The 26,360-nt window shown below is 66.6% G+C and carries 20 protein-coding genes and 1 other RNA gene; 5 read left to right on the top strand and 16 right to left on the bottom strand.

What is annotated here, in order from left to right:
• Position 1: 1 nt before the first annotated feature.
• Genes ACLB1G_RS12235 through mraZ form a run of 12 tightly spaced genes read right to left on the bottom strand, consistent with a single transcriptional unit; the run spans position 2 to position 13,757 of the window.
• A complete protein-coding gene (locus tag ACLB1G_RS12235) occupies positions 2–967 on the bottom strand; it encodes a D-alanine--D-alanine ligase (protein ID WP_491627483.1) in 966 nt (321 codons plus the stop codon).
• 1 nt (position 968) lies between these two features.
• A complete protein-coding gene (gene murC / locus ACLB1G_RS12230; protein WP_491627482.1) occupies positions 969–2,360 on the bottom strand; it encodes a UDP-N-acetylmuramate--L-alanine ligase in 1,392 nt (463 codons plus the stop codon).
• Complete coding sequence (gene murG, locus ACLB1G_RS12225) at positions 2,357–3,424, bottom strand: undecaprenyldiphospho-muramoylpentapeptide beta-N-acetylglucosaminyltransferase (RefSeq protein ID WP_491627481.1); 1,068 nt, start codon at positions 3,422–3,424, stop codon at positions 2,357–2,359. Before murG ends, murC begins: the two co-directional genes overlap by 4 nt.
• Positions 3,421–4,641 carry a putative lipid II flippase FtsW gene (gene ftsW / locus ACLB1G_RS12220; protein WP_491627480.1) on the bottom strand — a complete coding sequence of 407 codons (1,221 nt, stop codon included), beginning with the start codon at positions 4,639–4,641 and terminating at the stop codon, positions 3,421–3,423. Before ftsW ends, murG begins: the two co-directional genes overlap by 4 nt.
• Positions 4,641–6,158: a UDP-N-acetylmuramoyl-L-alanine--D-glutamate ligase gene (gene murD / locus ACLB1G_RS12215; protein WP_491627479.1), complete on the bottom strand. Its 1,518-nt coding sequence runs from the start codon at positions 6,156–6,158 to the stop codon at positions 4,641–4,643. The genes ftsW and murD overlap by 1 nt, the downstream gene beginning before the upstream one ends.
• A complete protein-coding gene (mraY, locus tag ACLB1G_RS12210; protein WP_491627478.1) occupies positions 6,158–7,327 on the bottom strand; it encodes a phospho-N-acetylmuramoyl-pentapeptide-transferase in 1,170 nt (389 codons plus the stop codon). The genes murD and mraY overlap by 1 nt, the downstream gene beginning before the upstream one ends.
• A 2-nt stretch (positions 7,328–7,329) precedes the next feature.
• Positions 7,330–8,736, bottom strand: coding sequence for a UDP-N-acetylmuramoyl-tripeptide--D-alanyl-D-alanine ligase (locus tag ACLB1G_RS12205; RefSeq protein ID WP_491627477.1), 1,407 nt, complete (start codon positions 8,734–8,736; stop codon positions 7,330–7,332).
• A complete protein-coding gene (locus ACLB1G_RS12200; RefSeq protein WP_491627476.1) occupies positions 8,736–10,307 on the bottom strand; it encodes a UDP-N-acetylmuramoyl-L-alanyl-D-glutamate--2,6-diaminopimelate ligase in 1,572 nt (523 codons plus the stop codon). The genes ACLB1G_RS12205 and ACLB1G_RS12200 overlap by 1 nt, the downstream gene beginning before the upstream one ends.
• The gene (locus ACLB1G_RS12195) at positions 10,304–12,076 is read right to left on the bottom strand and encodes a peptidoglycan D,D-transpeptidase FtsI family protein (protein WP_491627475.1); all 1,773 of its coding nucleotides are present in this window, start codon (positions 12,074–12,076) and stop codon (positions 10,304–10,306) included. The genes ACLB1G_RS12200 and ACLB1G_RS12195 overlap by 4 nt, the downstream gene beginning before the upstream one ends.
• Positions 12,076–12,351, bottom strand: a complete 276-nt coding sequence (gene ftsL, locus ACLB1G_RS12190) for a cell division protein FtsL (protein ID WP_491627474.1) — start codon at positions 12,349–12,351, stop codon at positions 12,076–12,078. Before ftsL ends, ACLB1G_RS12195 begins: the two co-directional genes overlap by 1 nt.
• Positions 12,348–13,301, bottom strand: coding sequence for a 16S rRNA (cytosine(1402)-N(4))-methyltransferase RsmH (gene rsmH / locus ACLB1G_RS12185; RefSeq protein ID WP_491627473.1), 954 nt, complete (start codon positions 13,299–13,301; stop codon positions 12,348–12,350). Before rsmH ends, ftsL begins: the two co-directional genes overlap by 4 nt.
• 27 nt (positions 13,302–13,328) lie before the next feature.
• On the bottom strand, positions 13,329–13,757 hold the full coding sequence (gene mraZ / locus ACLB1G_RS12180) for a division/cell wall cluster transcriptional repressor MraZ (RefSeq protein ID WP_491627759.1): 429 nt from the start codon (positions 13,755–13,757) through the stop codon (positions 13,329–13,331).
• A gap of 671 nt (positions 13,758–14,428) precedes the next feature.
• On the opposite strand from mraZ, the gene ACLB1G_RS12175 reads away from it, so the two are divergent.
• Both ACLB1G_RS12175 and ACLB1G_RS12170 read left to right on the top strand, forming a co-directional pair.
• Positions 14,429–16,516 carry a TonB-dependent siderophore receptor gene (locus ACLB1G_RS12175; protein ID WP_491627472.1) on the top strand — a complete coding sequence of 696 codons (2,088 nt, stop codon included), beginning with the start codon at positions 14,429–14,431 and terminating at the stop codon, positions 16,514–16,516.
• A gap of 4 nt (positions 16,517–16,520) precedes the next feature.
• A complete protein-coding gene (locus ACLB1G_RS12170; RefSeq protein WP_491627471.1) occupies positions 16,521–17,675 on the top strand; it encodes an acetyltransferase domain-containing protein in 1,155 nt (384 codons plus the stop codon).
• Here the strand turns inward: ACLB1G_RS12170 and glpK are convergent.
• Entirely contained in the window at positions 17,672–19,162 is a 1,491-nt protein-coding gene (glpK, locus tag ACLB1G_RS12165) for a glycerol kinase GlpK (protein WP_491627470.1), read from the bottom strand. The two genes, ACLB1G_RS12170 and glpK, sit on opposite strands and share 4 nt — an antisense overlap.
• A gap of 18 nt (positions 19,163–19,180) precedes the next feature.
• An RNA gene (gene rnpB / locus ACLB1G_RS12160) (RNase P RNA component class A) lies at positions 19,181–19,516 on the bottom strand.
• A gap of 126 nt (positions 19,517–19,642) precedes the next feature.
• Between rnpB and ACLB1G_RS12155 the strand changes: the two genes are divergently transcribed.
• Entirely contained in the window at positions 19,643–21,343 is a 1,701-nt protein-coding gene (locus ACLB1G_RS12155) for a thiamine pyrophosphate-binding protein (protein WP_491627469.1), read from the top strand.
• Between the two features lie 4 nt (positions 21,344–21,347).
• Here ACLB1G_RS12155 and ACLB1G_RS12150 read toward each other — a convergent pair whose 3' ends face one another.
• Positions 21,348–21,869 (bottom strand): hypothetical protein, encoded by a 522-nt coding sequence (locus tag ACLB1G_RS12150; RefSeq protein WP_491627468.1) that lies wholly within the window; start codon positions 21,867–21,869, stop codon positions 21,348–21,350.
• An 87-nt stretch (positions 21,870–21,956) separates the two neighbouring features.
• The gene (locus tag ACLB1G_RS12145; RefSeq protein WP_491627467.1) at positions 21,957–23,036 is read right to left on the bottom strand and encodes a porin; all 1,080 of its coding nucleotides are present in this window, start codon (positions 23,034–23,036) and stop codon (positions 21,957–21,959) included.
• Positions 23,037–24,251: 1,215 nt separating this feature from the next.
• Here ACLB1G_RS12145 and ACLB1G_RS12140 point away from each other — a divergent pair.
• Positions 24,252–25,196, top strand: a complete 945-nt coding sequence (locus tag ACLB1G_RS12140; RefSeq protein WP_491627466.1) for a MerR family transcriptional regulator — start codon at positions 24,252–24,254, stop codon at positions 25,194–25,196.
• A gap of 120 nt (positions 25,197–25,316) precedes the next feature.
• On the top strand, positions 25,317–26,357 hold the full coding sequence (ftsY, locus tag ACLB1G_RS12135; RefSeq protein ID WP_491627465.1) for a signal recognition particle-docking protein FtsY: 1,041 nt from the start codon (positions 25,317–25,319) through the stop codon (positions 26,355–26,357).
• Positions 26,358–26,360: the final 3 nt, after the last annotated feature.

Below are 26,360 nucleotides of genomic sequence, written 5' to 3'. Positions count from 1 at the left end.
CTTATCCCTTCTTCGCCAGTTTCAGGCGCGCGCCGCGCAGGATTTCCACGCACAGGTCTTCATAGCTGATGCCCAGCGCGCGCGCCGCCATCGGCACCAGCGAATGGCCGGTCATGCCGGGCGAGGTGTTCACCTCCAGCAGGAACAGCTTCTGGTCGCGTTCGCGCAGCAGGAAGTCGACCCGGCCCCAGCCCTCGCAGCCGATGGCGCGGTAGGCCAGCACGGCCAGGCGCTGCATCTCGGCCGTCACTTCATCCGGCAGCGCGGCCGGGCAGTGGTACTGGGTGTCGTCGGTGAAGTACTTGTTCTGGTAGTCGTAATTGCCTTCCGGGGCCACGATCTCCACCACCGGCAGGGCGCGTGCAGCGGCGCCGCTGCCCAGGACGGCCACCGTGAATTCACGGCCGCTGACGAATTCCTCTGCCAGCACCGCATCGTCCAGGGCGGCGGCGGTGTCGTAGGCGGCCTGGAAGCCGTCCAAGGCCGTGACCTTGGTGATGCCTATGGTCGAGCCCTCGTGCGGCGGCTTGACGATCAGCGGCAAGCCCAGGTCGGCCGCCACGCCGGCCAGGTCGGATTGCGCGTCCAGCACGGCGTAGCGCGGGGTCGGCAGGCCGGCCGCCAGCCACACGATCTTGGTGGTGATCTTGTCCATGCCGACCGCGCTGGCGGCCACGCCGCTGCCGGTGTAGGGGATACCCAGCAGTTCCAGCGCGCCCTGCAGGCTGCCATCCTCGCCCAGGCGGCCGTGCAGCGCGATGAAAACGCGGTCGAATTTTTCGGCGGCCAGCTCGGCCAGCGAGCGCTGGGCCGGATCGAAGGCGTGCGCGGCTATGCCCTTGGCGCGCAGGGCTTGCAGCACGCCGGCGCCGGACATATTGGATACTTCGCGCTCGGCGGACGAGCCGCCGTACAGCACGCCGACCTTGCCGAATGCCTGTGCTTCAGCGGGAGTAAGGGGTTTCATCTCAGACCTTGGGATAGTTAGTCAGTTTGGCCGGGACGCCGCTGATCGAGCCTGCGCCCATGGTCATCACGACGTCGCCGTCGCGCACCACGCCCATGATGGTTTCCGGCATGTCGCCGATCGCCTCCACGAATATCGGTTCCGTCTTGCCGCGTGCGCGCAGCGCATGCGCCAGCGCGCGGCCATCGGCCGCCACCACCGGCGCCTCGCCGGCCGCGTACACCTCGCCCAGCACCAGCACGTCCGGCGTGCCCAGCACCTTGACGAAGTCCTCGAACAGGTCGCGCGTGCGGCTGTAGCGGTGCGGCTGGAAGGCCAGCACCAGGCGCCGGCCCGGATAGGCGGCGCGCGCGGCGGCCATGGTCACTTCCATTTCCAGCGGGTGATGGCCGAAGTCGTCCACCAGGGTAAATGTTCCACCGCTGGGGATGGCGACCTCGCCGTATTTGGTGAAGCGGCGGCCCACGCCGGCAAAGCCGGCCAGGCCGGCCTGGGTGGCGCTGTCCGGGATGTTGATCTCGCGCGCGATGGCAATCGCCGAGCAGGCGTTCTGCACATTGTGCAGGCCCGGCTGGTTGAGCACCACGTCCAGGTCGGGATAGCCTTCCTGCAGGACGGTGAAGAGCATTTGCGTGCCTTCGGCGCGCGCGTTCACGGCGCGCACTTCGGCATCCTCGGCAAAGCCGTAGGTGGTGACCGGCTTGGTCACCTGCGGCAGGATGGCGCGCACGTGCGGATCGTCTATGCACAGCATGGCGCGGCCGTAGAACGGCAGCCGGTGGGTGAAGTGCACGAAGGCCTGCTTGAGCTTTTCGAAGTCGTGCTCGTAGGTCTCCATGTGATCGGCGTCGATGTTGGTGATGACCTCGATCATGGGCGCCAGGTTCAGGAAGGAAGCGTCCGACTCGTCGGCCTCGGCCACCAGGTAGTCGCCGCCGCCCAGCTTGGCGTTGGCGCCGGCGCTGGTCAGGCGGCCGCCGATCACGAAGGTGGGATCCAGGCCGCCCTGCGCCAGCACCGAGGCCACCAGGCTGGTGGTGGTGGTCTTGCCGTGGGTGCCGGCAATGGCGATGCCGCGCTTGAGGCGCATCAGTTCGCCCAGCATCACGGCGCGCGGCACGATGGGGATCTTGCGCGCGCGGGCCGCCACCACTTCCGGATTGTCCTGCTGCACGGCGGTGGAGGTGACCACGGCGTCGGCCTGGCCGATGTTCTCGGCCGCGTGGCCCTGGTACACGGTGGCGCCCAGTTCGGCCAGGCGCTGGGTCACGGCGTTGCTGCCCAGGTCGGAGCCGGACACGGTATAGCCCAGGTTGACCAGCACCTCGGCGATGCCGCTCATGCCGCTGCCGCCTATGCCGACGAAATGGATGTTCTGTACTTTGTGTTTCATGAGAGTTGTTCCAATACTTGTGCGATGGCGGCGTTGGCGTCGCGCTTGCCGACCGCGCGCGCGGCCACGGCCATGGCCAGGCAGTCCTCGCGGCTCAGCTTTTGCAGCAGGGCGGCCACGGCTTGCGGGTTCAGCTCGGCCTGCGGCACGTGCAGGGAGGCCTTCTGGGCCGCCATCCATTGCGCGTTGTCGCGCTGGTGGCTGGTGGTGGAGGCCACGAAAGGCACCAGCACGCTGGCCACCCCGGCCGCCGTCAGCTCGGACACGGTAATGGCGCCGGCGCGGCAGATCACCAGGTCGGCCTCGCTGTAGGCGCGCGCCATGTCGTCGATGAAGTCCACCACATTGGCTTGCACCCCGGCCTGCTGGTAAGCCGCATGCAGGGCGGCGATATTCTTCTTGCCCGACTGGTGGGTCACCAGCGGACGCTCGGCCTCGGGGATCAGCGCCAGCGCGGCCGGCAGGCTGTCGTTCAAGGCCTTGGCGCCCAGGCTGCCGCCCACCACCAGGATGCGCAGCGCGCCCTGGCGGCCGGCAAAGCGCTCGGCCGGCGCAGCCATGTCCAGGATCTCCTGGCGCACCGGATTGCCGGTCACCACCGCCTTGCCGGCGGCCGCGCCAAAGTCGGCCGGGAAGCCGAAGCATACCTTGTCCGCGAACGGCGCCAGGGTCTTGTTGGACAGCAGCAGGGCCGCGTCGGCGTTGACCAGCACCAGCGGCGTCTTGCGCAGGCGCGCCATCAGGCCGCCCGGCACGCACACATAGCCGCCCATGCCCAGCACCACGTCCGGCTTGCGGCGGCCGATGAAGCCGAAGCAGGCCGCGAAGGCGCCCACCATCTTGATGGCGCCGGCCAGGCTGTGCTTCAAGCCCTTGCCGCGCATGCCGGTGAAGTCGATGCTGTCCATGGCGATGCCGTGCCTGGGCACCAGTTCCTGTTCCATGCCGGCCGAGGTACCGACCCAGCTCACTTCCCAGCCGCGCGCGCGCATGGTGTGCGCAATCGCCAGGCCGGGGAAGATGTGGCCGCCGGTGCCGGCGGCCATGATCATCAATCGTTTCATAGTCTGCCACCACGCATCAGGACCCGGTTCTCGTAGTCGATCCGGAGCAGGATCGCGAGTCCGACGCAGTTAATCACAACGCCCGTGCCGCCATAGCTCATCAGCGGCAGGGTCAGGCCCTTGGTCGGCAGCAGCCCCAGGTTCACGCCCATGTTGATAAAGGTTTGCACCCCGATCCAGATGCCTATGCCCTTGGCGGTCAGGCCGGCGAAGGTCTGGTCGATGGCAATGGCCTGGCGGCCGATGTCGAAGGCGCGCTTGACGATCCAGTAGAACATGCCGATCACCACCAGCACGCCCGCCAGGCCCAGTTCCTCGCCGATCACGGCCAGCAGGAAGTCGGTGTGCGCCTCCGGCAGGTAGTGCAGCTTTTCCACGCTGCCGCCCAGGCCCACGCCAAACAGCTCGCCGCGGCCGAAGGCGATCAGCGAGTGGGTCAGCTGGTAGGCCTTGTTGAGCGCATTGTCTTCCTCCCACGGATTGAGGTAGGCGAAGTAGCGCTCGCGGCGGAACTTGGACAGGGCGATGATGGACACGAAGATGGTCACCAGCACGGCGCCTATGCCGCCGAACCAGATCGCGTTGATACCGCCCAGGAACAGGATGCCCATGGCGATGCAGACGATCACGCCAAAGGCGCCCAGGTCGGGCTCCAGCAGCAGCAGCAGGCCGACAAAGCCGACCGCCGCCGCCATCGGCATGAAGCCCTTGGTCAGCTTGTGCATGTACTGCTGCTTGCGCACCGTGTAGTCGGCCGCGTACAGCACCGCCACCACCTTCATCAGCTCGGACGGCTGTATCTTGATCACCACCAGCGACAGCCAGCGGCGCCCGCCGTTGACCACGGAACCGAGGCCGGGAACCAGCACCAGCACCAGCATCACCAGGGTGGCGATGAACAGGTAGGGCGCCGCCTTCTGCAGGTCGGCCACGCGGATGCGGAACACGAACAGCCCCACCAGCAGCGAGACCGCGATGAACATGGCCTGGCGCTGCAGGAAGTAGGTATTCTGCCAGCGCACATAGTTCAGGTACTTGGGCGAATCCGGCAGCGAGATCGAGGCCGAATACACCATCACCATTCCGAACAGCATCAGCAGCAGCGTGACCCAGACCAGGGGCTGGTCGTATTCCATCATCTTGGACTGGCGCGCGCGGCTGTCCACCGTGGGCGACGCCGCTTTGCCGGAGAACAGGAAGGGCAGCTGCAAGGCCATTACAGCTCCTGTCCATGGTCGAGCGCGATCTCGCGCACGGTATCGATGAATACCTGGGCGCGCTGCGCATAGTTCTTGAACATGTCCAGGCTGGCGCAGGCCGGCGACAGCAGCACGGCGTCGCCGGCCTGGGCCAGGGCGGCGGCGCGGCGGACGGCCAGCGGCAGGTCGGTCCCGCAGTCCTCCAGCAGCACGCCAGTGGCCGACAAGGCGGCGCGGATGGCCGGGGCGTCTCGGCCGATCAGCAGCACGGCGCGCACGTGGCGCGCCACCGGCGCGGCCAGCGGCGCGAAGTCCTGGCCCTTGCCGTCGCCGCCCAGTATCACCACCAGGCGCTGGCTGGCGCCCGTGAAGGCCTGGCCCAGGCCGGTCAGCGCGGCCACGGTGGCGCCCACGTTGGTGCCCTTGCTGTCGTCGTAGTATTCGACATCGTTGATGGCGCCCACCAGCTCGACCCGGTGCGGCTGGCCGCGATACTCGCGCAGGCCGTGCAGCAGCGGCGCCAGCGGCAGGTCTATGGCGCGGCACAGGGCCAGCGCGGCCAGCGCGTTGGCGGCGTTGTGCACGCCGCGGATCTGCAGCGCGTCGGCCGGCATCAGGTTCTTGACGATGGCCTGCTGTTCCGGCGCCGGCTCGTTCTTGCGGCGCTTCTTCGGTTCCTCATCCTCGTCGGCAATGGCGGTGGCCAGCCACAGCACGCCGCGTTCGCTGTTCAGGCCGAAGTCACCCACACGCGCCGGCGCATCGACGCCGAAGCTGACGTTGCGGCCGGTGGCGCTGGCCATGCGCATCACGGTGCCGTCGTCGCGGTTGAGGACACGCACGGTGTCGGCCGCGAAGATGCGGTGCTTGGCGGCCGCGTAGGATGGCATGTCGCCGTGCCAGTCCAGGTGGTCCTGGGTCACGTTCAGCACCGTGGCCGCGTGGGGCTCCAGGGTGTAGGTGGTGTGCAGCTGGAAGCTGGACAGCTCCAGCACCCAAACGTCAGGCAAACCGGCCACACTATCCTGCGGCGCATCCAGCACCTCGCGCAGCACGTCCAGCGCGGCCGGGCTGATATTGCCGGCCACCCGCACCGTCTTGCCGGCGCGTTCGCACAGCTGGCCGGTCAGGGTGGTGACGGTGGTCTTGCCGTTGGTGCCGGTGATGGCGATGACCCTGGGCGCGTAGCCGCGTTCGGCCTTGAGTCCATCCAGGGCCTGGGCAAACAGCTCGATCTCGCCCCATACGGGGATGTTGCGCTGGGCGGCGGCCGGGGTGATCTCCGCCAGTTCGCGGTTGGGCGCCAGGCCGGGGCTGACGGCCACGAAGTCCACGCCGTCCAGCAGCGCAGCGTTGAAGGCGCCCGCCACGAAGCCGGCATCGGGCACGGCGGCCTGCAGCGCCGGCAGGCGCTCCGGCGTGGCGCGGGTATCGGCCACGCGCACGCGCGCGCCGCCGCGGGCCAGCCAGAGCGCCATCGCCAGGCCGGATTCCCCCAGCCCCAGCACCAGTGCGTTTTTGCCTTCGTAGTTCATCAGCGCAGTTTCAGGGTAGACAAACCAACCAGCACCAGCATCATCGTGATGATCCAGAAGCGCACGACGACCTGGGTCTCTTTCCAGCCTTTTTGTTCAAAGTGGTGGTGCAGCGGCGCCATCAGGAACACGCGGCGGCCGACGCCGTAGCGCTTCTTGGTGTACTTGAACCAGCCCACCTGGATGATCACCGACACGGTCTCCGCCACGAAGATGCCGCCCATGATGAACAGCACGATTTCCTGGCGCACGATGACGGCAATGGTGCCCAGCGCGCCGCCCAGCGCCAGCGCGCCGACATCACCCATGAAGACCTGGGCCGGGTGGGTGTTAAACCACAGGAAGGCCAGGCCGGCGCCGGCCAGCGCGCCGGTGAAGATGATCAGTTCGCCCGCGCCGGGGATGTGCGGGATGAACAGGTAGCGCGAATAGGTGGCGCTGCCGGTCAGGTAGGCGAACAGGCCCAGGGCCGCGCCGACCAGGATGGTGGGCATGATGGCCAGGCCGTCCAGGCCGTCGGTGAAATTGACGGCGTTGCTGGTGCCGACGATGACGCAGTAGGTCAGCGCGATGAAGCCCCACACGCCCAGCGGATAGCTGACGGTCTTGAAGAAGGGGACGATCAGGTCGGCCTTGGGCGGCAGGTCCATGGAGAAGCCGGACTGCACCCAGGCGAAGAACAGCTCGAACACCTTGGTGGCGTTGGGCGCCGACACCGAGAACGCCAGGTACAGCGCGGCGGCGATGCCGACCAGCGACTGCCAGAAGTATTTTTCGCGCGAGCGCATGCCTTCCGGGTCCTGGTACACCACCTTGCGGTAGTCGTCCACCCAGCCCACCAGCCCGAAGCCGATGGTGACGATCAGCACCGGCCAGATCAAACGGTTGGACAGGTCGCACCACAGCAGGGTGGACACGCCGATGGAAATCAGGAGCAGCACGCCGCCCATGGTCGGGGTGCCGTGTTTTTTCAAGTGGGTTTGCGGACCGTCGGTACGCACGGCCTGGCCGTACTTCATGGCGGTCAGCTTGCGTATCACGGCCGGACCGGCCAACAGGCCTATGGCCAGCGCCGTAATGGTGGCGAACACGGCGCGGAAAGTAATGAAGTTGAAGACCCGCAGCGGGCCTACGTCTTGTTGGAAAAATTGTGCAAGCCAAAGCAGCATGATTAGTGGTGTTCCTTGTTAGCTTGTTGCGAACCAATCAAATGCTGCACGACCCGTTCCATCTTCATGAAACGGGAGCCCTTGATTAAGACGGTTGCTACTGGCGTTACCGCCGCATCGACTGCGGACAGCAAATCGCCGAATTGTTCAAAATGGCGGATGGCCGCGCCCTGCCCCTGCATGTGGGCGGCCAGCTCGCCGGTGACCAGCACCTGTTCGATGCCCTTGCTGTGCGCGTACGCGCCTATCTCCTGGTGGAACTCGCGCCCCTGGCTCCCCACTTCGCCCATGTCGCCCAGCACCAGGACGCGCGGCGATGGCGCCTTGGCCAGCACGTCGATGGCGGCGCGCACCGAGTCCGGGTTGGCGTTGTAGCTGTCATCGATCAGCAGCGCGCCGTTGGCGGCCTGCTTGCGCTGCAGGCGGCCGCTGACCGGCACGAAGCTGTCCAGTCCCAGCTTGATGGCGTGCAGCGGCACGCCGGCGGCCCAGGTGCAGGCCGCCGCCGCCAGCGCGTTGCGCACATTGTGTTCGCCGGCCGCCTGCAGACGGATGAAGAACTGCTGCGGCTCGGCGTCCGGCGCCGCCGCCGGGTCACGCAGGGTGACGAAGATCTCGCTTTCGAAATCGCCGGCGCGGAAAGTGCAGCTCACTTCCGCCTCCTTGCTCAAGCCAAAGCGCAGCCGGCGGCGCGCGCCGGCCAGTTCTTCCCACACCGGCGTGTATTCGTCGCCATGCGGGAACACGGCCACGCCATCGGCCGGCAGCGCGGCCAGCACGGCGCCATTTTCGCGCGCCACCGCTTCCACCGTATGCATGAATTCCTGGTGCTCGCGCTGGGCGTTGTTGACCATGGCCACGGTGGGTTCGGCAATGGCGGCCAGGCGCGCGATCTCGCCCGGGTGGTTCATGCCCATCTCCACCACGGCGGCGCTGTGGTGCGGCAACAGGCGGAACAGGGTGAGCGGCACGCCGATCTCGTTATTCAGGTTGCCGCGCGTGGCCAGACGGTCTTCCTCGCCATAGGCGGCAGCCAGGATGGCGGCGATCATTTCCTTGACCGTGGTCTTGCCGTTGCTGCCGGTGACGCCGATCACGGGGATGTCGAACTGGCTGCGCCAGTAGTGGCCGATGCGGCCCAGGGCCGCCAGCGTGTCCGGCACCACGATGGCGGGCAGGGTCCAGCCGTCCGGCAGGCGCTGCGCCACCACGGCCGCCACGCCCTGCTGCGCCACTTGCGGCAGGAAGTCGTGGGCGTCGAAGGTCTCGCCCACCAGAGCCACGAACAGGGCGTCGCGGCCCACGGTGCGGCTGTCGGTGGACACGCCCGTAAACAGCTCGGCGCCGCCGGCGTTCACCAGCGTGGCGCCCGGAATGGCGGCCACGATTTGTGACAGGCTGGCGCGCATCAATTCGGCCTCATCATGGTCAAACGGGCCGACAGCGCCAGCTGGGCGTGGTCGGCGTCCGAGAACGGCATCTTGCGGCCCTTGATTTCCTGGTAGGCTTCATGGCCCTTGCCGGCCAGCAGGATCACATCGGCCTTGGCGGCGTGCTTGATGGCGGACAGGATGGCGGCCGCGCGGTCGTCCAGGGTCTGCACCACCGAGCCGGGATGCTGGAGATCCATGCCGGCCACGATCTGCTCGATGATGGCATGCGGTTCCTCGCTGCGCGGATTGTCGCTGGTGACCAGCACGTGGTCGGCCGCCTGCGCGGCCTTGCCCATCAGCGGGCGCTTGCCCGGATCGCGGTCGCCGCCGCAGCCGAACACGCACCACAGCTGGCCGCCGCGGTCCTGCGCCACCGGGCGCAGCGCGGCCAGGGTTTTTTCCAGCGCGTCCGGGGTGTGGGCGTAGTCGATCACCACCATGGGCGCTTCCTGGCCGCCGATCTGCTGCATGCGGCCCGGCGCCGGCTCCAGGTCCTCGATGGCGTCCACGGCCGGGCGCAGGGCCAGGCCCTTGGCCAGCAGCGCGCCCAGCACGCCCAAGGCATTGCTGATGTTGAAGTGGCCCACCAGCCGGGTCTTGACGTTGAGCGAGCCCAGCGCCGACTCCAGGTGGAATTCGGTGCCGCCGTTGCGGCCGCTGCGCAGCTGGCTGGCGCGCAGCACCAGCACGCCGGGAATCTCCGGCTGGGCCGCGCTGTCGCGCAGGGTGTAGCCGATCAGCGGAATATCACCCGACAGCGCGCCGGCCCCCGTCTGCGCGCGCCGCTGGGTGTGCGCCAGGATGCGCAGGCCTGCCGGGTCGTCCAGGTTGATCACGGCCGTCTTCAGGCCGGGCCAGTCGAACAATTTGGTCTTGGCGGCCTCGTAGGCGGCCATGTCGCCGTGGTAGTCGAGGTGGTCGCGGGTCAGGTTGGTAAACAGGGCCACGTCGAAATGCATGCCGGCCACGCGGCCCTGCTCCAGGCCGATGGACGACACTTCGATCGCCAGCGAGGAGGCGCCATCGTCGCGCAGCCCGGCCAGGTTACGCGACAGCAGCACCGCGTCCGGCGTGGTGTAGCCGGTGACGGCGTATTCCGGCTCGCCGCGCGAGCGGAACAGGCTCACGCCCAGGGTGCCGATCACGCCGGCCGTTTCGCTGTCGTGCGACAGGGCCTGGCCCAGCCACACGGCGCTGGAGGTCTTGCCGTTGGTGCCGGTCACGCCCACGGTAAACATGGCGGCGTCCGGCTGGTGGTAGAAGGCGGCCGAGATCGGGCCGGCCACGGCGCGCAGCTGTTCGACCTCGATGTGCGGCACGTTCCAGGCCGGGTTCCAGCTATAGCCGGCCGGGTCCAGCACCACGGCCGCCGCGCCCTGGGCAATGGCGGATTCGATGTGGTTGCGGCCGTCGCCGGCGTCGCCCGGATAGGCGAAAAACACGTCGCCCGGCTGGATGCGGCGCGAGTCGGACGCCAGCTGGGCGTCCGGGGCCAACTGGCGGATATGCTGCGCCACGGCTTGCGGGGATGGGTAGTTATTGCTCACATGGTCCCCTGTTCGGATTTCTCAGGAATGATGATATGGGTCACGTCGGCGTCCGGCGTGATGTTCTTGGCGCGCAGCGCATTGGCGGCCAGCGCGGAGAACACCGGACCGGCGACGTCGCCGCCCACGTGCACCGGGCCGCCCGGTTCGTCGATCATGACGGCGATGATGAAGCGCGGATTCGACATCGGCGCCATGCCGACGAAGTTGCCGATGTACTTGGTCTGCGAATAGCGGCCGTTCAGGAACTTCTGCGCGGTGCCGGTCTTCCCGCCCACGCGGTAGCCGGGCACCTGGGCCTTGACGGCCGAGCCGCCCGGCTGGGTCACCATTTCCAGCATGGTGCGCATGTCGGCCGCGGTCTTGGGGCTGATCACCTGGGTGCCGTGCGGGGCCTCGTCCAGCTTCTGGAACGACAGCGGAATGATGTCCCCATCGCGCGCGAAAATCATGTAGGAACGGGCCAGCTGTATCAGCGATACGGCGATGCCCTGGCCAAAGCTCATGTTGGCCTGCTCGATAGGGCGCCATGACTTGTAGGGGCGCACGCGGCCGGCCACGGCGCCGGGGAAGCCCCACTTGGGCTGCTGGCCGAAGCCGACCTTGGTGAACATTTCCCACATCTCCTGCGGCGGCATGCTGAGCGCGATCTTGGAGGTGCCGATGTTGGACGATTTCTGGATGATTTCCTGCACCGTGGCCAGGTAGTGCGGGTGGGTGTCGTGGATCACGTGGTCGGCAATCACCATGGCGCCGTTGCCGGTGTCGATGGTGGTCAGCGGCTTGACCCGGTTGGTGTCCAGCGCCAGGCCGACCGTGAAGGGCTTGAGCGAGGAGCCCGGCTCGAAGGTGTCGGTCATGACGCGGTTGCGCAGCTGCTCGCCGGTCAGCTTGGAGCGGTCGTTGGGGTTGTAGGTGGGCCAGTTGGCCAGCGCCAGCACTTCGCCGGTGTGCACGTCCAGCACCACGGCGGCGCCGGCCTTGGCGTGGAATTTCTCCACTGCGTCGCGCACCTGGGTGAAGGCGATGTACTGGATCTTGCTGTCGATGGACAGCACCAGGTCCTTGCCGTCGTGCGGCTCGCGCACCGATTCGATATCCTCGACGATGCGGCCCAGGCGGTCCTTGATCACGCGCCGGCTGCCGGGCACGCCCTGCAGGGTCTTCTGCTGCGCCAGCTCCATGCTTTCCTGGCCCACGTCCTCGACGTTGGTGAAGCCCACCACGTGGGTGGCCACCTCGCCTTGCGGGTAGAAGCGCTTGTATTCCTTGCGGGTCTGGACGCCGTCTATGCCCAGCTTCATGATCTTGTCCGCCACGTCCTGCTCGACCTGGCGTTTCAGGTAGACGAAGCCGCGGTCGGAATCGAGCTTTTTCTGCAGCTCGGCGTCGCTCATCTCCAGCAGCCTGGCCAGCTGCTTGAGCTTTTCCGGCGGCGCGTCCTGCACGTCGTCGGGGATGGCCCAGATGGCCTTGACCGGCACCGAGGAGGCCAGCACCTGGCCGTCGCGGTCGGTGATCTTGCCGCGCGTGGCCGGCAGGTCCAGGGTGCGGGCATAGCGGATCTCGCCCTGCTTCTGCAGGAACTGGGTGGTCAGGCCCTGCAGCCACACGGCCTTGGCCGCCAGCGCGGCAAAGGCGGTAAACAGCACGAACAGCACCACGCGCGAACGCCAGGTGGGCAGGCGCACCGCCAGCACAGGGCTTTTGGCGAACGGCACGCCACGGGCGGCGGCCACGCGCGAGCTTTGGGCGGCGCTGCGGCTCATTATTTGTCGCCTTCCGGGGACAGGTACTGGGTACGCGCCGCCGTCAGCGGCGTCATGTTCAGGTCATTGCGCGCGATCTGCTCGATGCGGGCGTGCTTGCCCAGGGTGGACTGGTCCAGCTGCAGCTGGGCCCACTCGATGTCGAGCTGGCGCGCCTGGGCCTGGGCCCGCTCCAGCTCGATGAACAGATGGCGCGCCTGGTACTGGGCGTTGACCAGCGACAGGCCGCAGCCCACCAGCAGCACGGTCAGCACCAGGTTGATCTTGCCGCTCATGCCGCCTCCGCAGCGGGGATGGGCAGGCGGCGCGCCACCCGCATCACGGCCGAGCGGGCGCGCGGATTGGCGTCCACCTCGGCGTCGGACGGCTTGACCTTGGCCAGCAGCTTGAGTTCCGGCTGCGGCAGGTCCACGGCGCGGATGGGCAGGCGGCGGTCGGGCTGCTCCACCTTGGCCTTGGATGCCAGGAAGCGCTTGACCATGCGGTCTTCCAGCGAGTGGAAGCTGATCACGGCCAGGATGCCGCCCGGCGCCAGCGCCGCGAAGGCGGCGTTCAGGCCGATCTCGAGGTCTTCAAGCTCTTTATTGATGAAAATCCGGATAGCCTGAAAGGTGCGTGTGGCCGGATCCTTGCCCTTTTCCCGAGTCTTGACCGCGCCTGCCACGATGCCGGCAAGCTGTCGTGTGCTTGAAATTGGCTCGACTGCCCGGCGAGCAACAATCGCCTTTGCAATCTGAAAAGCAAACCGTTCTTCCCCATATTCCTTGATGACCTTTTCCAGTGTCTGTTCGGTTTCAGTGGCGAGCCACTGCGCCGCCGAGATGCCGCGCGTGGTATCCATGCGCATGTCCAGCGGGCCGTCGTTGCGGAAACTGAAGCCGCGCGCCGCGTCGTCCACCTGGGGCGAGGAGATGCCCAGGTCGAGCAGGATGGCGTCGGCCGCGCCCACGCCGCGCGCCGCCAGGGCCTGGCCCATGGTGGCGAAGCTGTCGTGCACGATGGTAAAGCGCGGGTCGGCGATGGTTTCGGCGGTGGCGATGGCTTGCGGATCCTTGTCGAAGGCGATCAATCGCCCGCCCTGGCCCAGGCGCGACAGGATCAGCCGGCTGTGGCCGCCCCTGCCGAAGGTACCGTCCAGCACCACGCCGTCGGCGCGCGCGCCGCTCAATTGCAGCGCATCGACCGCTTCATCTAGCAGCACCGTGCGATGCTGAAATTCCGGCATCGTTGTTGTCGTCGTCACGGTAGCGCCTTAGAAAGAGAAATGTGCGAGTACATCGGGAGTGCCGGCCTCGATGGCGGCCGCCTCGTTGGCGGCCAGCTTGGCGGCATCCCAGATTTCAAAATGCGACCCCATGCCCATGAGCATGACTTCGCGCTCCAGTCCCACCGAGGCGCGCAGCTCGGGCGAGATCAGGATGCGGCCCGCGCTGTCGAGTTCGACGTCGGTGGCGTTGCCGAGGAAGATGCGCTGCCAGGCGCGGGCCTGCATGGGCCAGGCGGCGATCTGCTGGCGGTGGGATTCCCACACGGGACGGGGAAACAGCATCACGCAGCCATCGGGATGCTTGGTGAGGGTGAGGCGGCCCTCGCACTGGATCGCGAGCGCGTCACGATGCTTGGCCGGGATCGACATCCTGCCCTTCGCATCAAGAGTGATTGCGGACGCGCCTTGAAACACGGTGTACCTTTTAGACCTCAGTGGAGTTAGCGGAGCGTGAGCGGTTGCTTCCTGGACACTTCCTGCCGCCGCTAAGCCGGCAAAAAACCCCACAAAAAGCCACTTTTTCACACAGATCCCCACTTTAGAGTAAGCCCGATAGGCGGTCAAGCGGTTTGCGCCAATCAAAACAGGGATTTTATTAATGAAATTAAGGACTTAGCGAACTTCCTTGAAGCCCCGTAGAATAAAAATCTTTCGAGAAATTAGATACTTAGCCAACATAGTGAAAGTGCTACCTTACTTGTGCGCGGGATCTGCACTTGCCGCATCGGCAGGAAAAAAATAAAAAAGGCGCGACAAAGTTGCCGCTTTCCAACATCGAGATAGCAAATAAACAAGCTGGAGAGGATGGGCTGGCAGGACGCTACAGGCAGGGGTGGACGGCGCGATGTCGCACTGGCAGCGCACTTGCGGACCACCGGGGTGGGGCGCGGCGGCCATGTTGCCATGCAACAAAAAGCTTATCTAATTCTCAAGTTGTATATACAAATCTGCGCAGCAAAACGCGTTTGAGGCAGCCCGCATTATACAAAATTCCGGCGCAGGGCCGCCCTTGCCGGCCACCCATAATGCAATTCAATTGCATTTAGTCCTATAATGCAATTATCTTGCATTAACAAGGACATCCCATGCGCCCCATCCCCGCCCGGCTGGCCCTGTGCCTGGCCGCCCTGCCCTGCGTGGCGGCTGCCGACGACATCAATGACGTGGTCGAAATCGCCGCCAGCCGCCAACCCTACCGCAGCCTGTCGGCCACCGCCGCCACCAAGACCGAAACCGATTTGCGCGACCTGCCGCAAAGCGCGCGCGTGCTGACCGCCGGCATGCTGCGCGATGCAGGCGTCACCCGCCTGGCCGACGCGCTCGACCTGGGCAGCGGCATTTCAAGGCAAAGCAATTTTGGCGGCGTGTGGGACAGCTATGCCGTGCGCGGCTTTGCCGGCGATCCCAACTATGGCTCCGATTACCTGGTCAACGGCTTCAGCTCCAGCCGCGGCTACAACGGCCAGCGCGACAGCGCCAACGCGGCCAGCATCGAAATCCTCAAGGGTCCGGCCGCCGCCCTGTATGGCCGGGGCGAGCCGGGCGGCATCATCAACATCGCCACCCGCAAGCCGCTGTTCCAGCCGGCCTACAGTGTCAGCCAGTCCCTGTCCACCCACCAGGGCCGGCGCAGCGCGGCAGACCTCACTGGTCCTGCGGGCGAACAGCTGGCCTGGCGCCTGAACGGCGCCTATGAACAGGGCGGCAGCCAGCGCGGGCCGCTGTGGTCGCGCCATAGCCTGCTCTCGCCCTCGCTGCTGTGGCGGGTGTCGGACGCCACCACGGTATCGCTGGAGAGCGAGATCGCCGCCCAGCGCGCCTTTTTTGATCGTGGCGTGGTGGCCGTCAACGGCGTGCTGGGCGCGGTGCCGAATACGCGCTTCCTGGGCGAGCCGGGCGACGGTCCGATGACGGTGCGCTCCACCGGCCACCAACTATTCATCCAGCACGACCTGGCGCAGGACTGGAGCCTGCAGGGCGGGCTGTCCTACCGCGCCAGTTCCATGCGCGGCTATTCCACCGAAGCCTCGGCCCTGCAGGCCGACGGCCGCACCCTGTGGCGCCAGCGCCGCTACCGCGACTTCTCGGCCCAGGACTGGTCGGGACGGCTGGAGCTGGTGGGCAGCATCAACGCCGGCGCACTGCGCCACCACCTGCTGGCCGGCGTGGACGGCTACCGCTTCCTGGACGACCGCCTGCAGCTGCGCAAGAGCCCGAACGCGGCCGCGCCCTACGCCATCGACATCCTGGCGCCGCTGTACGGCGGCGCGGCGCCCACGGCGCTGGGCGCCTCCATTAACACCCGCGAGCAGCAGTGGTCGGCCGCCGTCTATGTCCAGGACCAGGTCGATCTCGGTGCGCACTGGAAGGCGCTGCTGGGCCTGCGGCGCGACAGCTACCGCCAGACCGTGGTGAACCGCAACCGCGCCAGCCTGGCCAACCATCAGCAGTTGGACGTGAGCAGCCCGCGCGCCGGACTGGTGTACCAGCCGGACCGGGTGTGGGCCTGGTACGTGTCGGCCGGACGCTCGTTCCGGCCCAACAGCGGCATCGGCATCAACAACGAATCCTTCCCGGCCGAGCGCAGCACGGCCTGGGAGGCTGGCGTCAAGACTGACAGCGCGGACGGCAAGTGGAGCAGCACCCTGGCCCTGTACCGCATCGGCAAACGCAACGTGCTGACCCTGAACCCGCTCGACACCAATTACTCGCTGGGGGCCGGCGAGGTGGCCAGCCGGGGCCTGGAGCTGGATGTGGCGGGCGAAGTCGCGCGCCGCCTGCGGCTGTCGCTGTCCTACGCGTACACGGACGCCCATGTGGTGCGCGACAACGTACTGAGGCCGGGCACGGCCCTGGCCAATGTGCCGCGCCACGGCGCCAGCCTGCTGCTGGTGCGCGAACTGCAGGTGGACGGCAAGCGCGCCAGCCTGGGCGGCGGCCTGCACTATGTGGGCACGCGCAATGGCGACGTGGCCGTCAGCAGCAGCTTCCGGCTGCCGGCCTACACCACGGCCAAACTGGTCTCGTCCTACCAGGCGACGCGGCGCCTGCGGCTGTCGCTGGACATGGACAACCTGTTCAACCGCACGTATTATCCGAGCGCCTACCAGCCGACCTGGGTGGCGGCCGGCGAGGACCGCCGCGCCACCGTGCAAGTCTCTTACAGTTTCTGACGCCATGACCAGCACGACTTTACCGGCCGCGCGCGGCCCGCGCCTGGCTTCCATCGACGCCATGCGCGGCCTGGTGATGGCCATCATGCTGCTCGACCACGTACGCGAAAGCTTCTACCTGCGCTGGCAGGTGGGCGACCCGATGGACGTGGACAGCATCGATCCGGCGCTGTTCTTCAGCCGCCTGGCGGCGCACTTCTGCGCCCCCATGTTCGTGTTCCTGACCGGCCTGTCGGCCTGGCTGTACGCCCATCCGCCGGCAGGACCACGCCCGGCCACCGGCTTCCTGCTCAAGCGCGGCCTGCTGCTGGTGCTGCTGGAACTGACCGTGATCAGCGCGGCCTGGGGCAACGCCTTCCCGCCCAAGGTGATCTACCTGCAGGTGATCTGGGCCATCGGCTTGGCCATGATGGCGCTGGCCGTGCTGCACCGGCTGCCGCGCCCTGCACTGGTGGCGCTGGGCCTGCTGATCGTGGCCGGCCACAATGTGCTGACGCCGGTCGCCTTCGCGCCGCGCGACACCGGCTACTCCCTGTGGTCCATCCTGCACCAGCGTGGCTGGCTGGTGGCCGAGGGGCCGCTGCGCATCAAGCTCAGTTATCCGCTGCTGCCGTGGATAGGCGTGATCGTGCTGGGCTATGCGGCAGGTCCCTGGTACGTCGCGGCTGCCGCATGGCGCCGCCGCCGGCTGCTGCTGGCCGGTGCGCTGGCGCTGGCCCTGCTGGTGGTGCTGCGCGGCTTCAACCTGTATGGCGAAACCCTGCCCTGGCGCCAGGGCGTGGACGGCCTGCACACGCTGATGTCCTTCCTGAACTACACCAAGTACCCGCCTTCGCTGGACTTCCTGCTGCTGACGCTGGGCGTCGGCTGCCTGGCGCTGGCCTGGATGGATGGCCGCGACAACGGCCCGCTGCGCTGCTGCGCCACCCTGGGCGGGGCGCCCATGTTCTATTACATCCTGCACCTGTATGTGCTGCTGGCGCTGCGCGCGTTGCTGCTCGCGGCGCTGGGCCCCAACCATGAAGGCCGCCACGAGTTCGAATCGCTGTGGATGGTGTGGGCGCTGGGCGCGCTGCTGCTGCCGCTGCTGTATCTGCCATGCGCCGCCTTCGCCCGTTTCAAGCGGCGCACCGGCATGGCCTGGGTGCGCTACTTTTAGATAGGATCTTCCCAGGCGCGGGCGCGTTCCACGGCGCGCGCCCAGCGCGCCATCAGGGCGGCGCGCTGGTCGTCCGCCATGGCCGGCTCGAAGCGGCGCTCGCATGCCCACTGGGCCGCGATTTCCTCGCGCGTGTCCCAATAGCCCACCGCCAGCCCGGCCAGGTAGGCCGCCCCCAGCGCCGTGGTCTCGGTGACCCTGGGCCGCAGCACCGGCACGCCCAGCAGGTCGGCCTGGAATTGCATCAGCAGGTTGTTGCGGGCCGCACCGCCGTCGGCGCGCAGCTCGGTGATGGGCAGTTTGGCGTCCTTCTGCATGGCCAGCAGCAGTTCGGCGCTCTGGTAGGCGATGGATTCCAGCGCCGCGCGCGCAATGTGGGCGCGGTTGCTGCCCCGGCTCAGTCCCACCATGGCGCCGCGCGCATACGGGTCCCAGTGCGGCGCACCCAGCCCTGTAAACGCCGGCGCCAGGTACACGCCGCCGCTGTCCGGCACGCTGGCGGCCAGCGCCTCGATCTCGTCCGAGGAGCGGATGATGCCCAGGCCGTCGCGCAGCCACTGGACGATGGCGCCGCCCATGAAGACCGCGCCCTCCATCAGATAATCGGTCTCGCCATCAATACGCCAGCCCACGGTGCTGAGCAGGCGGTTGTGCGAGACCGGGGCGTGGCGGCCCGCATGCATCAGCATGAAGCAGCCGGTGCCGTAGGTATTCTTGGCCATGCCGGGCTGGTGGCAAGCCTGGCCGAAGGTGGCGGCCTGCTGGTCGCCGGCGATGCCTGCCACGGGAATGGCGCCGCCGAACAGGGACTCGCGCGTCATGCCCACTTCCTCGCTGGAGGACACCACTTCCGGCAGCATCTGCGCGGGGATGTCGAACAGGTCCAGCAAGTCCTGGTCCCAGCGCATCAGGTGCAGGTTGAACAGCATGGTGCGGGAAGCGTTGCTGACGTCGGTCACATGGCGCCCGGTCAGCTTGTACGCCAGCCAGCTATCGACGGTGCCAAAAGCCAGGGCGCCATGGCGGGCCCGTTCGCGCGCGCCGGGCACGTGATCGAGCAGCCACTGCAGCTTGGTGGCGGAAAAATAGGCGTCCAGCTCCAGGCCGGTGTTGGAGGCGATCAGGCGGTGCTTGCCGGCCTCGCGCAGGCGGTCGCACAGGCCGGCCGTGCGCCGGTCCTGCCATACGATGGCCGGAGCGATCGGTTCACCGCTCTTGCGGTCCCACACCAGCGTGGTTTCGCGCTGGTTGGCGATGCCGATGGCGCGCACCTGGCGCGCCTCCACGCCCTGCTCCTGCAGCACGCGGCGCGCCACGGTCAGCTGGGAATTCCATATCTCGTGGGGATCGTGCTCGACCCAGCCGGTGTGGGGGAAATGCTGGGGGAACTCCTGCGACGCGCAGCCGGCGATCTGGCCGCGGTGGTCGAACAGGATGGCGCGCGAGCTGGTCGTGCCCTGGTCCAGGGCCAGTATGTAGTGTGTCATCGGCACCCACAATGAATTAAGTGAAGCAAGCCGATAGGCCGGATTTTGTTACGGCGCAGGCGAACCCGCGCTATGACAGCCATTCCTCTAGGCGCCGGATTACTCCGGCGCTCAAGCTTCCTACCCGCACGCTCCGCGAGCAACATCATCGCGTGCCTATTTGGAATTGCACCAGGTGGAGGTTACCGCGTTTCACCGTAACTTAATACGCTCGTCTCTGTGGCCCTATTCCTCGCCTTATATCCCCTGGGGGAATTTCAGCGGACGGCCGTTAACCGTCACCCCGCTCTATGGAGTCCGGACCTTCCTCCCGCCAGGCATTACGCGCTGGCCAGCGGCTGTCTGGCTTGCTTCGGCCGCTATTGTACCAGCCCGCGTCTGTAAATCTGTAAATCTGTAATTTGGTGTCGCCTATGCTAAAGCCGCAGCCCTGGCCGGGCCGTAGAATGCCAGCACCAACACCCCACAAAGGCCAGCAATATGACCCACCCCACCCGCACCGGCGGCCAGATCCTGGTCGACGCCCTGCAGATCCACGGCGTCGACACCGCTTTCGGCGTACCCGGCGAAAGCTACCTGGACGTGCTGGACGCCCTGCACGATTCCGGCATCCGCTTCATCATCAACCGCCAGGAGGGCGGCGCCGCCTTTATGGCCGACGCCTATGGCAAGCTGACCGGCAAGCCCGGCGTCTGCTTCGTCACGCGCGGCCCGGGCGCCACCAACGCCGCCATCGGCGTGCACACGGCGTACCAGGATTCCACCCCGCTGATCCTGTTCATCGGCCAGGTCGGCAACGACTTCATCGACCGCGAAGCCTTCCAGGAAGTGGATTACCGCCGCATGTACGGCCAGATGGCCAAGTGGGTGGCCCAGATCGACCGCGCCGAGCGCATCCCCGAATACCTGGCGCGCGCCTTCCAGGTCGCCACCAGCGGCCGCCCCGGCCCGGTGGTGCTGGCCCTGCCCGAGGACATGCTGACCGCCACCGCCGCCGTAGCCGACACCCGCCGCTACCAGCCGGTGCAAGCCTCGCCCTCGGCGGCCCAGATAGCCCGCCTGCGCGAGCTGCTGGCCCAGGCGCGCCGGCCCCTGCTGCTGCTGGGCGGCGGCACCTGGAACGAACAGGCTTGCGCCGACCTGCGCCGCTTCGCCGAGGCCAACGCCCTGCCGGTGGCCTGCGCCTTCCGCTTCCAGGACTTGCTGGACAACGCCCATCCGCACTACGTGGGCGACGTCGGCATCGGCATCAACCCGAAACTGGCGGCGCGCGTGCGCGAGGCCGACCTGCTGATCGCCATGGGTCCGCGCCTGGGCGAGATGACCACCAGCGGCTATACGCTGGTCGAGCCGCCGGTGCCGCGCCAGCGCCTGGTGCACATCCATCCCGACCCCGAGGAGCTGGGCAGCGTCTACCAGGGCGAGCTGATGATCGCCAGCGGCATGCCGCAGGCGGCCGCCATGCTGGCCGCCATGGAGCCGGTGGACAGCGGCGCCTGGCGCGCCAGCGTGGCCGAGGCACGCGCCGAACTGGCCGACTGGCAGCGCCAGCCGCCGATTTTCGCGGACGGCGCCGCCCCGCTCGACCTGTGGCAGCTGGTGCGCGAGCTGGACCGCATCGCGCCGGCCGACACCATCATCACCAACGGCGCCGGCAATTACGCCACCTGGGCCCACCGCTACCACTGCTATGGCGCCATGCGCACCCAGCTGGCGCCCACCAGCGGCGCCATGGGCTACAGCATACCGGCCGCCGTGGCGGCCAAGGTCGCCGATCCGCAGCGCACCGTGGTGGCCTTCGCGGGCGATGGGGAATACCTGATGAACGGCCAGGAGCTGGCCACGGCGGTCCAGTACCGGGCCGGGGTGGTGGTGCTGGTGTTTAACAACAGCATGTTCGGCACCATCCGCATGCACCAGGAGCGCCACTATCCGGGCCGGGTGTCCGGCACCACGCTGCACAATCCGGATTTCGCGGCGCTGGCGCAGGCCTACGGCGGCCAGGGCGAGGTGGTGACGCAAACGGCGCAGTTCGCGCCGGCCTTCGAACGGGCGCTGGCCTTTGCCGCCGAGCGCCAGTTGCCGGCCCTGATCGAGCTGCGCTACGACGGCAACCTGATCACGCCGGGCGCCACGCTGGAAACGATACGCGCTGGCGCACTGGCGGCGCGCACGGCCTGAGGTTTCAAGCGTCCAGGTCGGCCCCGCTCTTCGCCTTCTTGCGCTTGGGTGCGGGACAGGGCTTGCAGGGGCCGGCTTTCTGGCTGAAGTCGCTGATGCGCGCCAGCCGCATGGGTACGGCCTCGTCCTCGCAATAGCCGCCGTCCAGGGTCAGGGTCTGGCCATCCTCGGACAAATGGCCGTTGATGACGCGCTCCAGCTCGTCCGGCGGCGCCACCGTGAAATACAGCTGGCGTCCGCGCGGATCGATGGTGACGTCGCTGGCCACCACCGGCCAGCTCAGGCCGCCGGCCGTGTATTCGTACAGCACCGTATCGACCTCGGCAAAGCGCTGCAGGGTGATGCGCTGGCCGCCGTACTCGCCGCTGTCGGGATTGATGCACAGGTCGGAAAACACCACCATGCCGTAACGCGGCAGTGCACCGTCCACGGCGGGCCTGGCCTTGCGGGCCGGTTTGGAGGCGGCGATGGCGGCGCAGGACGCCAGCAATATCAGGGTGGCCACGGCGGCGCGGGTGCGTGTCATGAGAAAAATTCCGAAAGAAAACCTTATTCTAGAAGCAAAAACGGCTGCGCAGTGCGCAGCCGTTCTGTTTTCTAAGTCCGGAAGGGATTAGAAGGAGTGTTTCACGCCCACGTTGAAGGCTTTGTCACCGCTACCGACTTCGGTGTTGTTACCCACGGTGTAGCTGGCGCCGTTCTTGTTCTTGATCTTGGCGTAGGCAACGTAGGTGCTGGTACGCTTCGACAGGGCGTGCGAGTAGCCCAGGGCCCACTGGTCGGCGTCACGATCGAAACGCTCTTTGTCGTTCTTGCGGATGAACGAAGCCATGAAGGTGCCGACTTGACCCACCGGGGCGGTCACGCCAACCAGGATGTCGCTGCTGTCCTGCGAGCCGACCGGAACCACGGTGTAGCCGTAGGGGTTGCTGGTGTTGGCCAGGGCGGCGCTGTTCAGGCCCTTGTCTTTGCCATAGGCGAAGAAGGCTTTGGCGACGCTGAAGTCGTAGTTGACTGCCACCAGGGCGTTGTGGCCGATGCCGGCGGTTTTCAGGGTGGCGGTGTCGTTGTTGCGGCTGTTGTACGCGACGCTGGCGTTCAGCGGGCCGTTCGAGTAGTTCAGCGAGGCGCCCAGTTGACGTTGTGCCGAAGCGTCGCCAGCGGTTTCACCCAGGCTGTACGAGAAGGCAGCCTGCACGCCGCTCAGGGACGGGGTGCGGTACACGATGGCGTTGTCGTTACGGGTCTGTACGCCGGCGACCGGGAACAGGTTCTTGGCGGTGCCGGCGTAGCCCAGGGCGAACGGGTCGGCGACGTCGCGCAGGGTTTCGTAGTACGGAGTGTACTGGCGGCCCAGGGTCAGGGTGCCGGCTTCGGTCGATTTCAGGCCGACGAAGGCTTGGCGGTTGAACAGCTTGTTGTTGGTGTTGTCCAGGGCGCCGTCGTCGATTTTCACGCCGGCTTCCAGGGTGAAGATGGCGCTCAGGCCACCACCGAGGTCTTCGGTGCCTTTGAAGCCCAGACGCGAAGCCGATGCGGCACCGCTCGTTACTTTGGTCACATTGCCAGCAGCACCGCCACGCTCGCTGGTCAGGCCAGCATCCACGGTACCGTAGATGGTGACGTTCGATTGCGCCAGTGCGACGTTGCTCAGGGCGCCCAGGATGGCGATGGAGATCAGGGATTTTTTCATTCGTTTTTTCCTCAGTTGTGTTGCTGCAAAAAGTTGAAGCTTAGTTACGGCTAGTTCGGTGCTTATCACGACGCCACGCTCTCTGGCGCCGTCTGTGCGTGAGGGCATACTCCCCAGCTGCCACTGTGCCGTCCCGCGGGACGGCGTTCACTTTTATGTGCGGCCGATTTCTCTTTTGCCGGCTTGATCACGGTGCATTTTTCACCGGAGGCGGCACTATACTGGCGCTTGTCCTTGCGGGCAAGCTGTTGTCCTGATTAAAAATCTTTCATGTTAAGCAGTTCACATAGGCGAACCGCGTCACACTCCAGTCACAGAACCAGGTTAGCAATGTTGCCGCGTCCCAATGTTTTCCAGCTGACACGTGCTTCCAGCCGAGGTCCGGATCGCGGACACTTTGCTGCTTTGCTTCGTTCTGAAATAGCCATGTTGCTATTTCTGACGTAATTCTATACTGAACTATCGTCGGCCGACTTCAGACACAATATGAATAAGCTAACAACCGCAGGCCCATCTGCGGCAGTTTCTTTGCGCAAACTAGCTGGTTCTCCAACTTTGTTCATAGTGCTAGTCACGCATTTGCTGGGGAAATTCGGCTTTTGACGAGTCCGTCTTAACGCACGTCTCTATTTGTAATATTTTGCTACCTGTTGCAGATAGGAGACAAATTAGGAGACAACTTCTCCGAATCCGGGCGAAACCGGTGCGCCGCCGGCACCCTTTTGGGGCGCGACACAGGCAGTAGCATGAATGGATTTAATGAACCAGCAGGCGCTGGCAAGGCCGGTTCCGGACTGCGTGCCGACAGTCATGTGCGCCATATTGGTGCAATTGCAGCCGGCGCACGCCGTGGCTACAGCACGAAAAGGCCACCAATCCCGCCAGCGGGCTCCCCTGGAGACCAGGAATATCCTTCACATTGGAAACCTTTCTTGCGTGCCTATCCTGCAACACTTATTTCATCGATGTTGTCTTGGACAAAGCGAGGGCAAACGCGCCTATCCGGGGCTTGATTCGGGGTATGAACAGTGTGTCTTGGACAAGCTTGCAATCAGCAACAGCCCATGGCGGCGAGCGTGCCGAACACGGTTCTTCCGCACTGAAAAGGCAGGTAGAATGTTCAGCGCGTCCTGCCGTCCGCCGCAGCGCGCCTTGCTTGCACCTGTAGTGCAAAGTTTTGCCGCCACCTCAACCATGTGCCGGCGTGATTGCCTGATGAATACGACTGTTTCCCCACTACCCGTCTCCAGCACCATCAGCGACGTTGAGCGCGACACTGGCGTGGCCAAGGAAACCCTGCGGGTATGGGAACGCCGCTACGAGTTCCCCACCCCGCAGCGCGATCCCAACGGCGAACGCCTGTACAGCGCCGAACAGGTGCACAAGCTGCGCCTGGTCAAACGCCTGATCGATCTCGGCTTTCGCCCCGGCAAGGTGATACAACTGGACAGCGCCGAGCTGCAGCGCATGGCCGAACGGGCCGTGCCGGTGCGGCCAACCGTCGCCGCGCCCGAGCTGCAGGACTACCTGGACCTGTGCCGCAGCCACCAGATGGACGCCCTGCGCCGCAAGCTGTCGCAGGCGCTGCTGATGATGGGCCTGAAAAGCTTCGTGATCGAGCTGGTGGCACCGCTCACCACCCTGGTGGGCGACGCCTGGGCCGCCGGCAACCTGGCCGTGTTCGAGGAGCACCTATACTCCGAGTCGCTCAAGACCGTGCTGCGCAGCGCCATCTTTGCCATGCCGCAGGGCAGCGCGGCGGCCGTGGGCGCGCCGCGCATCCTGCTCACCACCCTGCCGCAGGAACGCCACGGCCTGGGCCTCTTGATGACCGAGGCCTTGTGCGTGGCCGAGGGCGCGCAGTGCGTGTCGCTTGGCGTGCAGACGCCGGTGCCGGAGATCGTCGAGGCGGCCCGGGCCCAGCGCATCGACGTGGTGGCGCTGTCGTTTTCCATTTCCATGAATCCACGCCAAGCCCTGGATGGGCTGGCCGAGCTGCACCAGCGCCTGCCGGCCGGCATGGAGCTGTGGGCCGGCGGCGCCTGCATCGCGCTGCGGCGCCGTCCGCCCGCCTATGTGCGGGTGCTGCAGCTGAACGATATCGCCAGCGTGATCGGGCTATGGCGCCAGCGCCAGGCCGGCGCCGCGGCTGCCGGCTGAAAGCTTGTCATTCAGTCAGCACGGACGGGCCGCTGGCAACGCCCTCTGGTAGAATAGCCGCTGATGCCCTGCCGCGGCCGCGCCGGCCGCGCGGCTAGTCGCTTCTGCCCCCACATATCCATGTTTAGTTTCTTCAAGAAAAAAACTACTGTTCCCGATCCCGTGCCGGCCGCCGCGCCGGCCGTTACGCCGGCAGCCCCCGCTCCGGCACTGCCCGCCACGCCCCAGGACGAGGCCCTGTACCCGCTGGAAGAGCCGGCGCCGCGCCAGTCATGGATGGCGCGCCTGAAAGCCGGGCTGTCCAAGACATCCTCCAACCTGTCGCTGCTGTTTGTCGGCGCCAAGATAGACGACGCGCTGTACGAGGAGCTGGAAGCGGCCCTGCTGATGTCGGACGCCGGGGTGGACGCCACCGAATACCTGCTGGATGCGCTCAAGGCCAGGGTCAAGCAGGACAAGCTGCTGGACGCCGCCGCCGTCAAGGCCGCCCTCAAGGAGCTGATGGTCGAGCTGCTGCTTCCGCTGCAGAAACCGTTCGAGCTGGGCCGCCACCAGCCGCTGGTGATGATGATTTCCGGCGTCAACGGCGCCGGCAAGACCACCACCATCGGCAAGCTGGCCAAGCACATGCAGTCGCACGGCCAGTCGGTGCTGCTGGCGGCCGGCGACACCTTCCGCGCCGCCGCCCGCGAACAGCTGATGGTCTGGGGCCAGCGCAACAACGTCACCGTGATCTCGCAAGCCTCGGGCGACCCGGCCGCCGTGTCCTACGACGCGGTGCAGTCGGCCAAGGCGCGCGGCACCGATGTGGTGATGGTGGACACGGCCGGCCGCCTGCCGACCCAGCTGCACCTGATGGAAGAGCTGAAAAAGGTCAAGCGCGTGATCGGCAAGGGCATGGACGGCGCCCCGCATGAAACCCTGCTGGTCATCGACGGCAACACCGGCCAGAACGCCCTGGCACAGGTGAAAGCCTTCGACGACGCCCTGCAGCTGAGCGGCCTGATCATCACCAAGCTGGACGGCACCGCCAAGGGCGGGGTGCTGGCCGCCATCGCCCGCACCCGGCCGGTGCCGGTGTACTTCATCGGCATCGGCGAGAAAATCGAGGACCTGCAGCCCTTCGTGGCGGCGGAATTTGTGGAAGCCCTGCTCGCCTGATTG

This window comes from Duganella kummerowiae, from assembly GCF_053572355.1.
Note: the sequence above shows the minus strand (reverse complement) of the source record. Positions and strands in the feature narration are given on the sequence as shown.

Excerpts from the sequence above, each read along its gene's own strand:
- ACLB1G_RS12235 (WP_491627483.1), bottom strand. The coding sequence starts at position 967 with ATGAAACCCCTTACTCCCGCTGAAGCACAGGCATTCGGCAAGGTCGGC.
- murC (WP_491627482.1), bottom strand. The coding sequence starts at position 2,360 with ATGAAACACAAAGTACAGAACATCCATTTCGTCGGCATAGGCGGCAGC.
- murG (WP_491627481.1), bottom strand. The coding sequence starts at position 3,424 with ATGAAACGATTGATGATCATGGCCGCCGGCACCGGCGGCCACATCTTC.
- ftsW (WP_491627480.1), bottom strand. The coding sequence starts at position 4,641 with ATGGCCTTGCAGCTGCCCTTCCTGTTCTCCGGCAAAGCGGCGTCGCCC.
- murD (WP_491627479.1), bottom strand. The coding sequence starts at position 6,158 with ATGAACTACGAAGGCAAAAACGCACTGGTGCTGGGGCTGGGGGAATCC.
- mraY (WP_491627478.1), bottom strand. The coding sequence starts at position 7,327 with ATGCTGCTTTGGCTTGCACAATTTTTCCAACAAGACGTAGGCCCGCTG.
- ACLB1G_RS12205 (WP_491627477.1), bottom strand. The coding sequence starts at position 8,736 with ATGCGCGCCAGCCTGTCACAAATCGTGGCCGCCATTCCGGGCGCCACG.
- ACLB1G_RS12195 (WP_491627475.1), bottom strand. The coding sequence starts at position 12,076 with ATGAGCCGCAGCGCCGCCCAAAGCTCGCGCGTGGCCGCCGCCCGTGGC.
- ftsL (WP_491627474.1), bottom strand. The coding sequence starts at position 12,351 with ATGAGCGGCAAGATCAACCTGGTGCTGACCGTGCTGCTGGTGGGCTGC.
- rsmH (WP_491627473.1), bottom strand. The coding sequence starts at position 13,301 with ATGCCGGAATTTCAGCATCGCACGGTGCTGCTAGATGAAGCGGTCGAT.
- ACLB1G_RS12175 (WP_491627472.1), top strand. The coding sequence starts at position 14,429 with ATGCGCCCCATCCCCGCCCGGCTGGCCCTGTGCCTGGCCGCCCTGCCC.
- ACLB1G_RS12170 (WP_491627471.1), top strand. The coding sequence starts at position 16,521 with ATGACCAGCACGACTTTACCGGCCGCGCGCGGCCCGCGCCTGGCTTCC.
- glpK (WP_491627470.1), bottom strand. The coding sequence starts at position 19,162 with ATGACACACTACATACTGGCCCTGGACCAGGGCACGACCAGCTCGCGC.
- ACLB1G_RS12155 (WP_491627469.1), top strand. The coding sequence starts at position 19,643 with ATGACCCACCCCACCCGCACCGGCGGCCAGATCCTGGTCGACGCCCTG.
- ACLB1G_RS12150 (WP_491627468.1), bottom strand. The coding sequence starts at position 21,869 with ATGACACGCACCCGCGCCGCCGTGGCCACCCTGATATTGCTGGCGTCC.
- ACLB1G_RS12145 (WP_491627467.1), bottom strand. The coding sequence starts at position 23,036 with ATGAAAAAATCCCTGATCTCCATCGCCATCCTGGGCGCCCTGAGCAAC.
- ACLB1G_RS12140 (WP_491627466.1), top strand. The coding sequence starts at position 24,252 with ATGAATACGACTGTTTCCCCACTACCCGTCTCCAGCACCATCAGCGAC.
- ftsY (WP_491627465.1), top strand. The coding sequence starts at position 25,317 with ATGTTTAGTTTCTTCAAGAAAAAAACTACTGTTCCCGATCCCGTGCCG.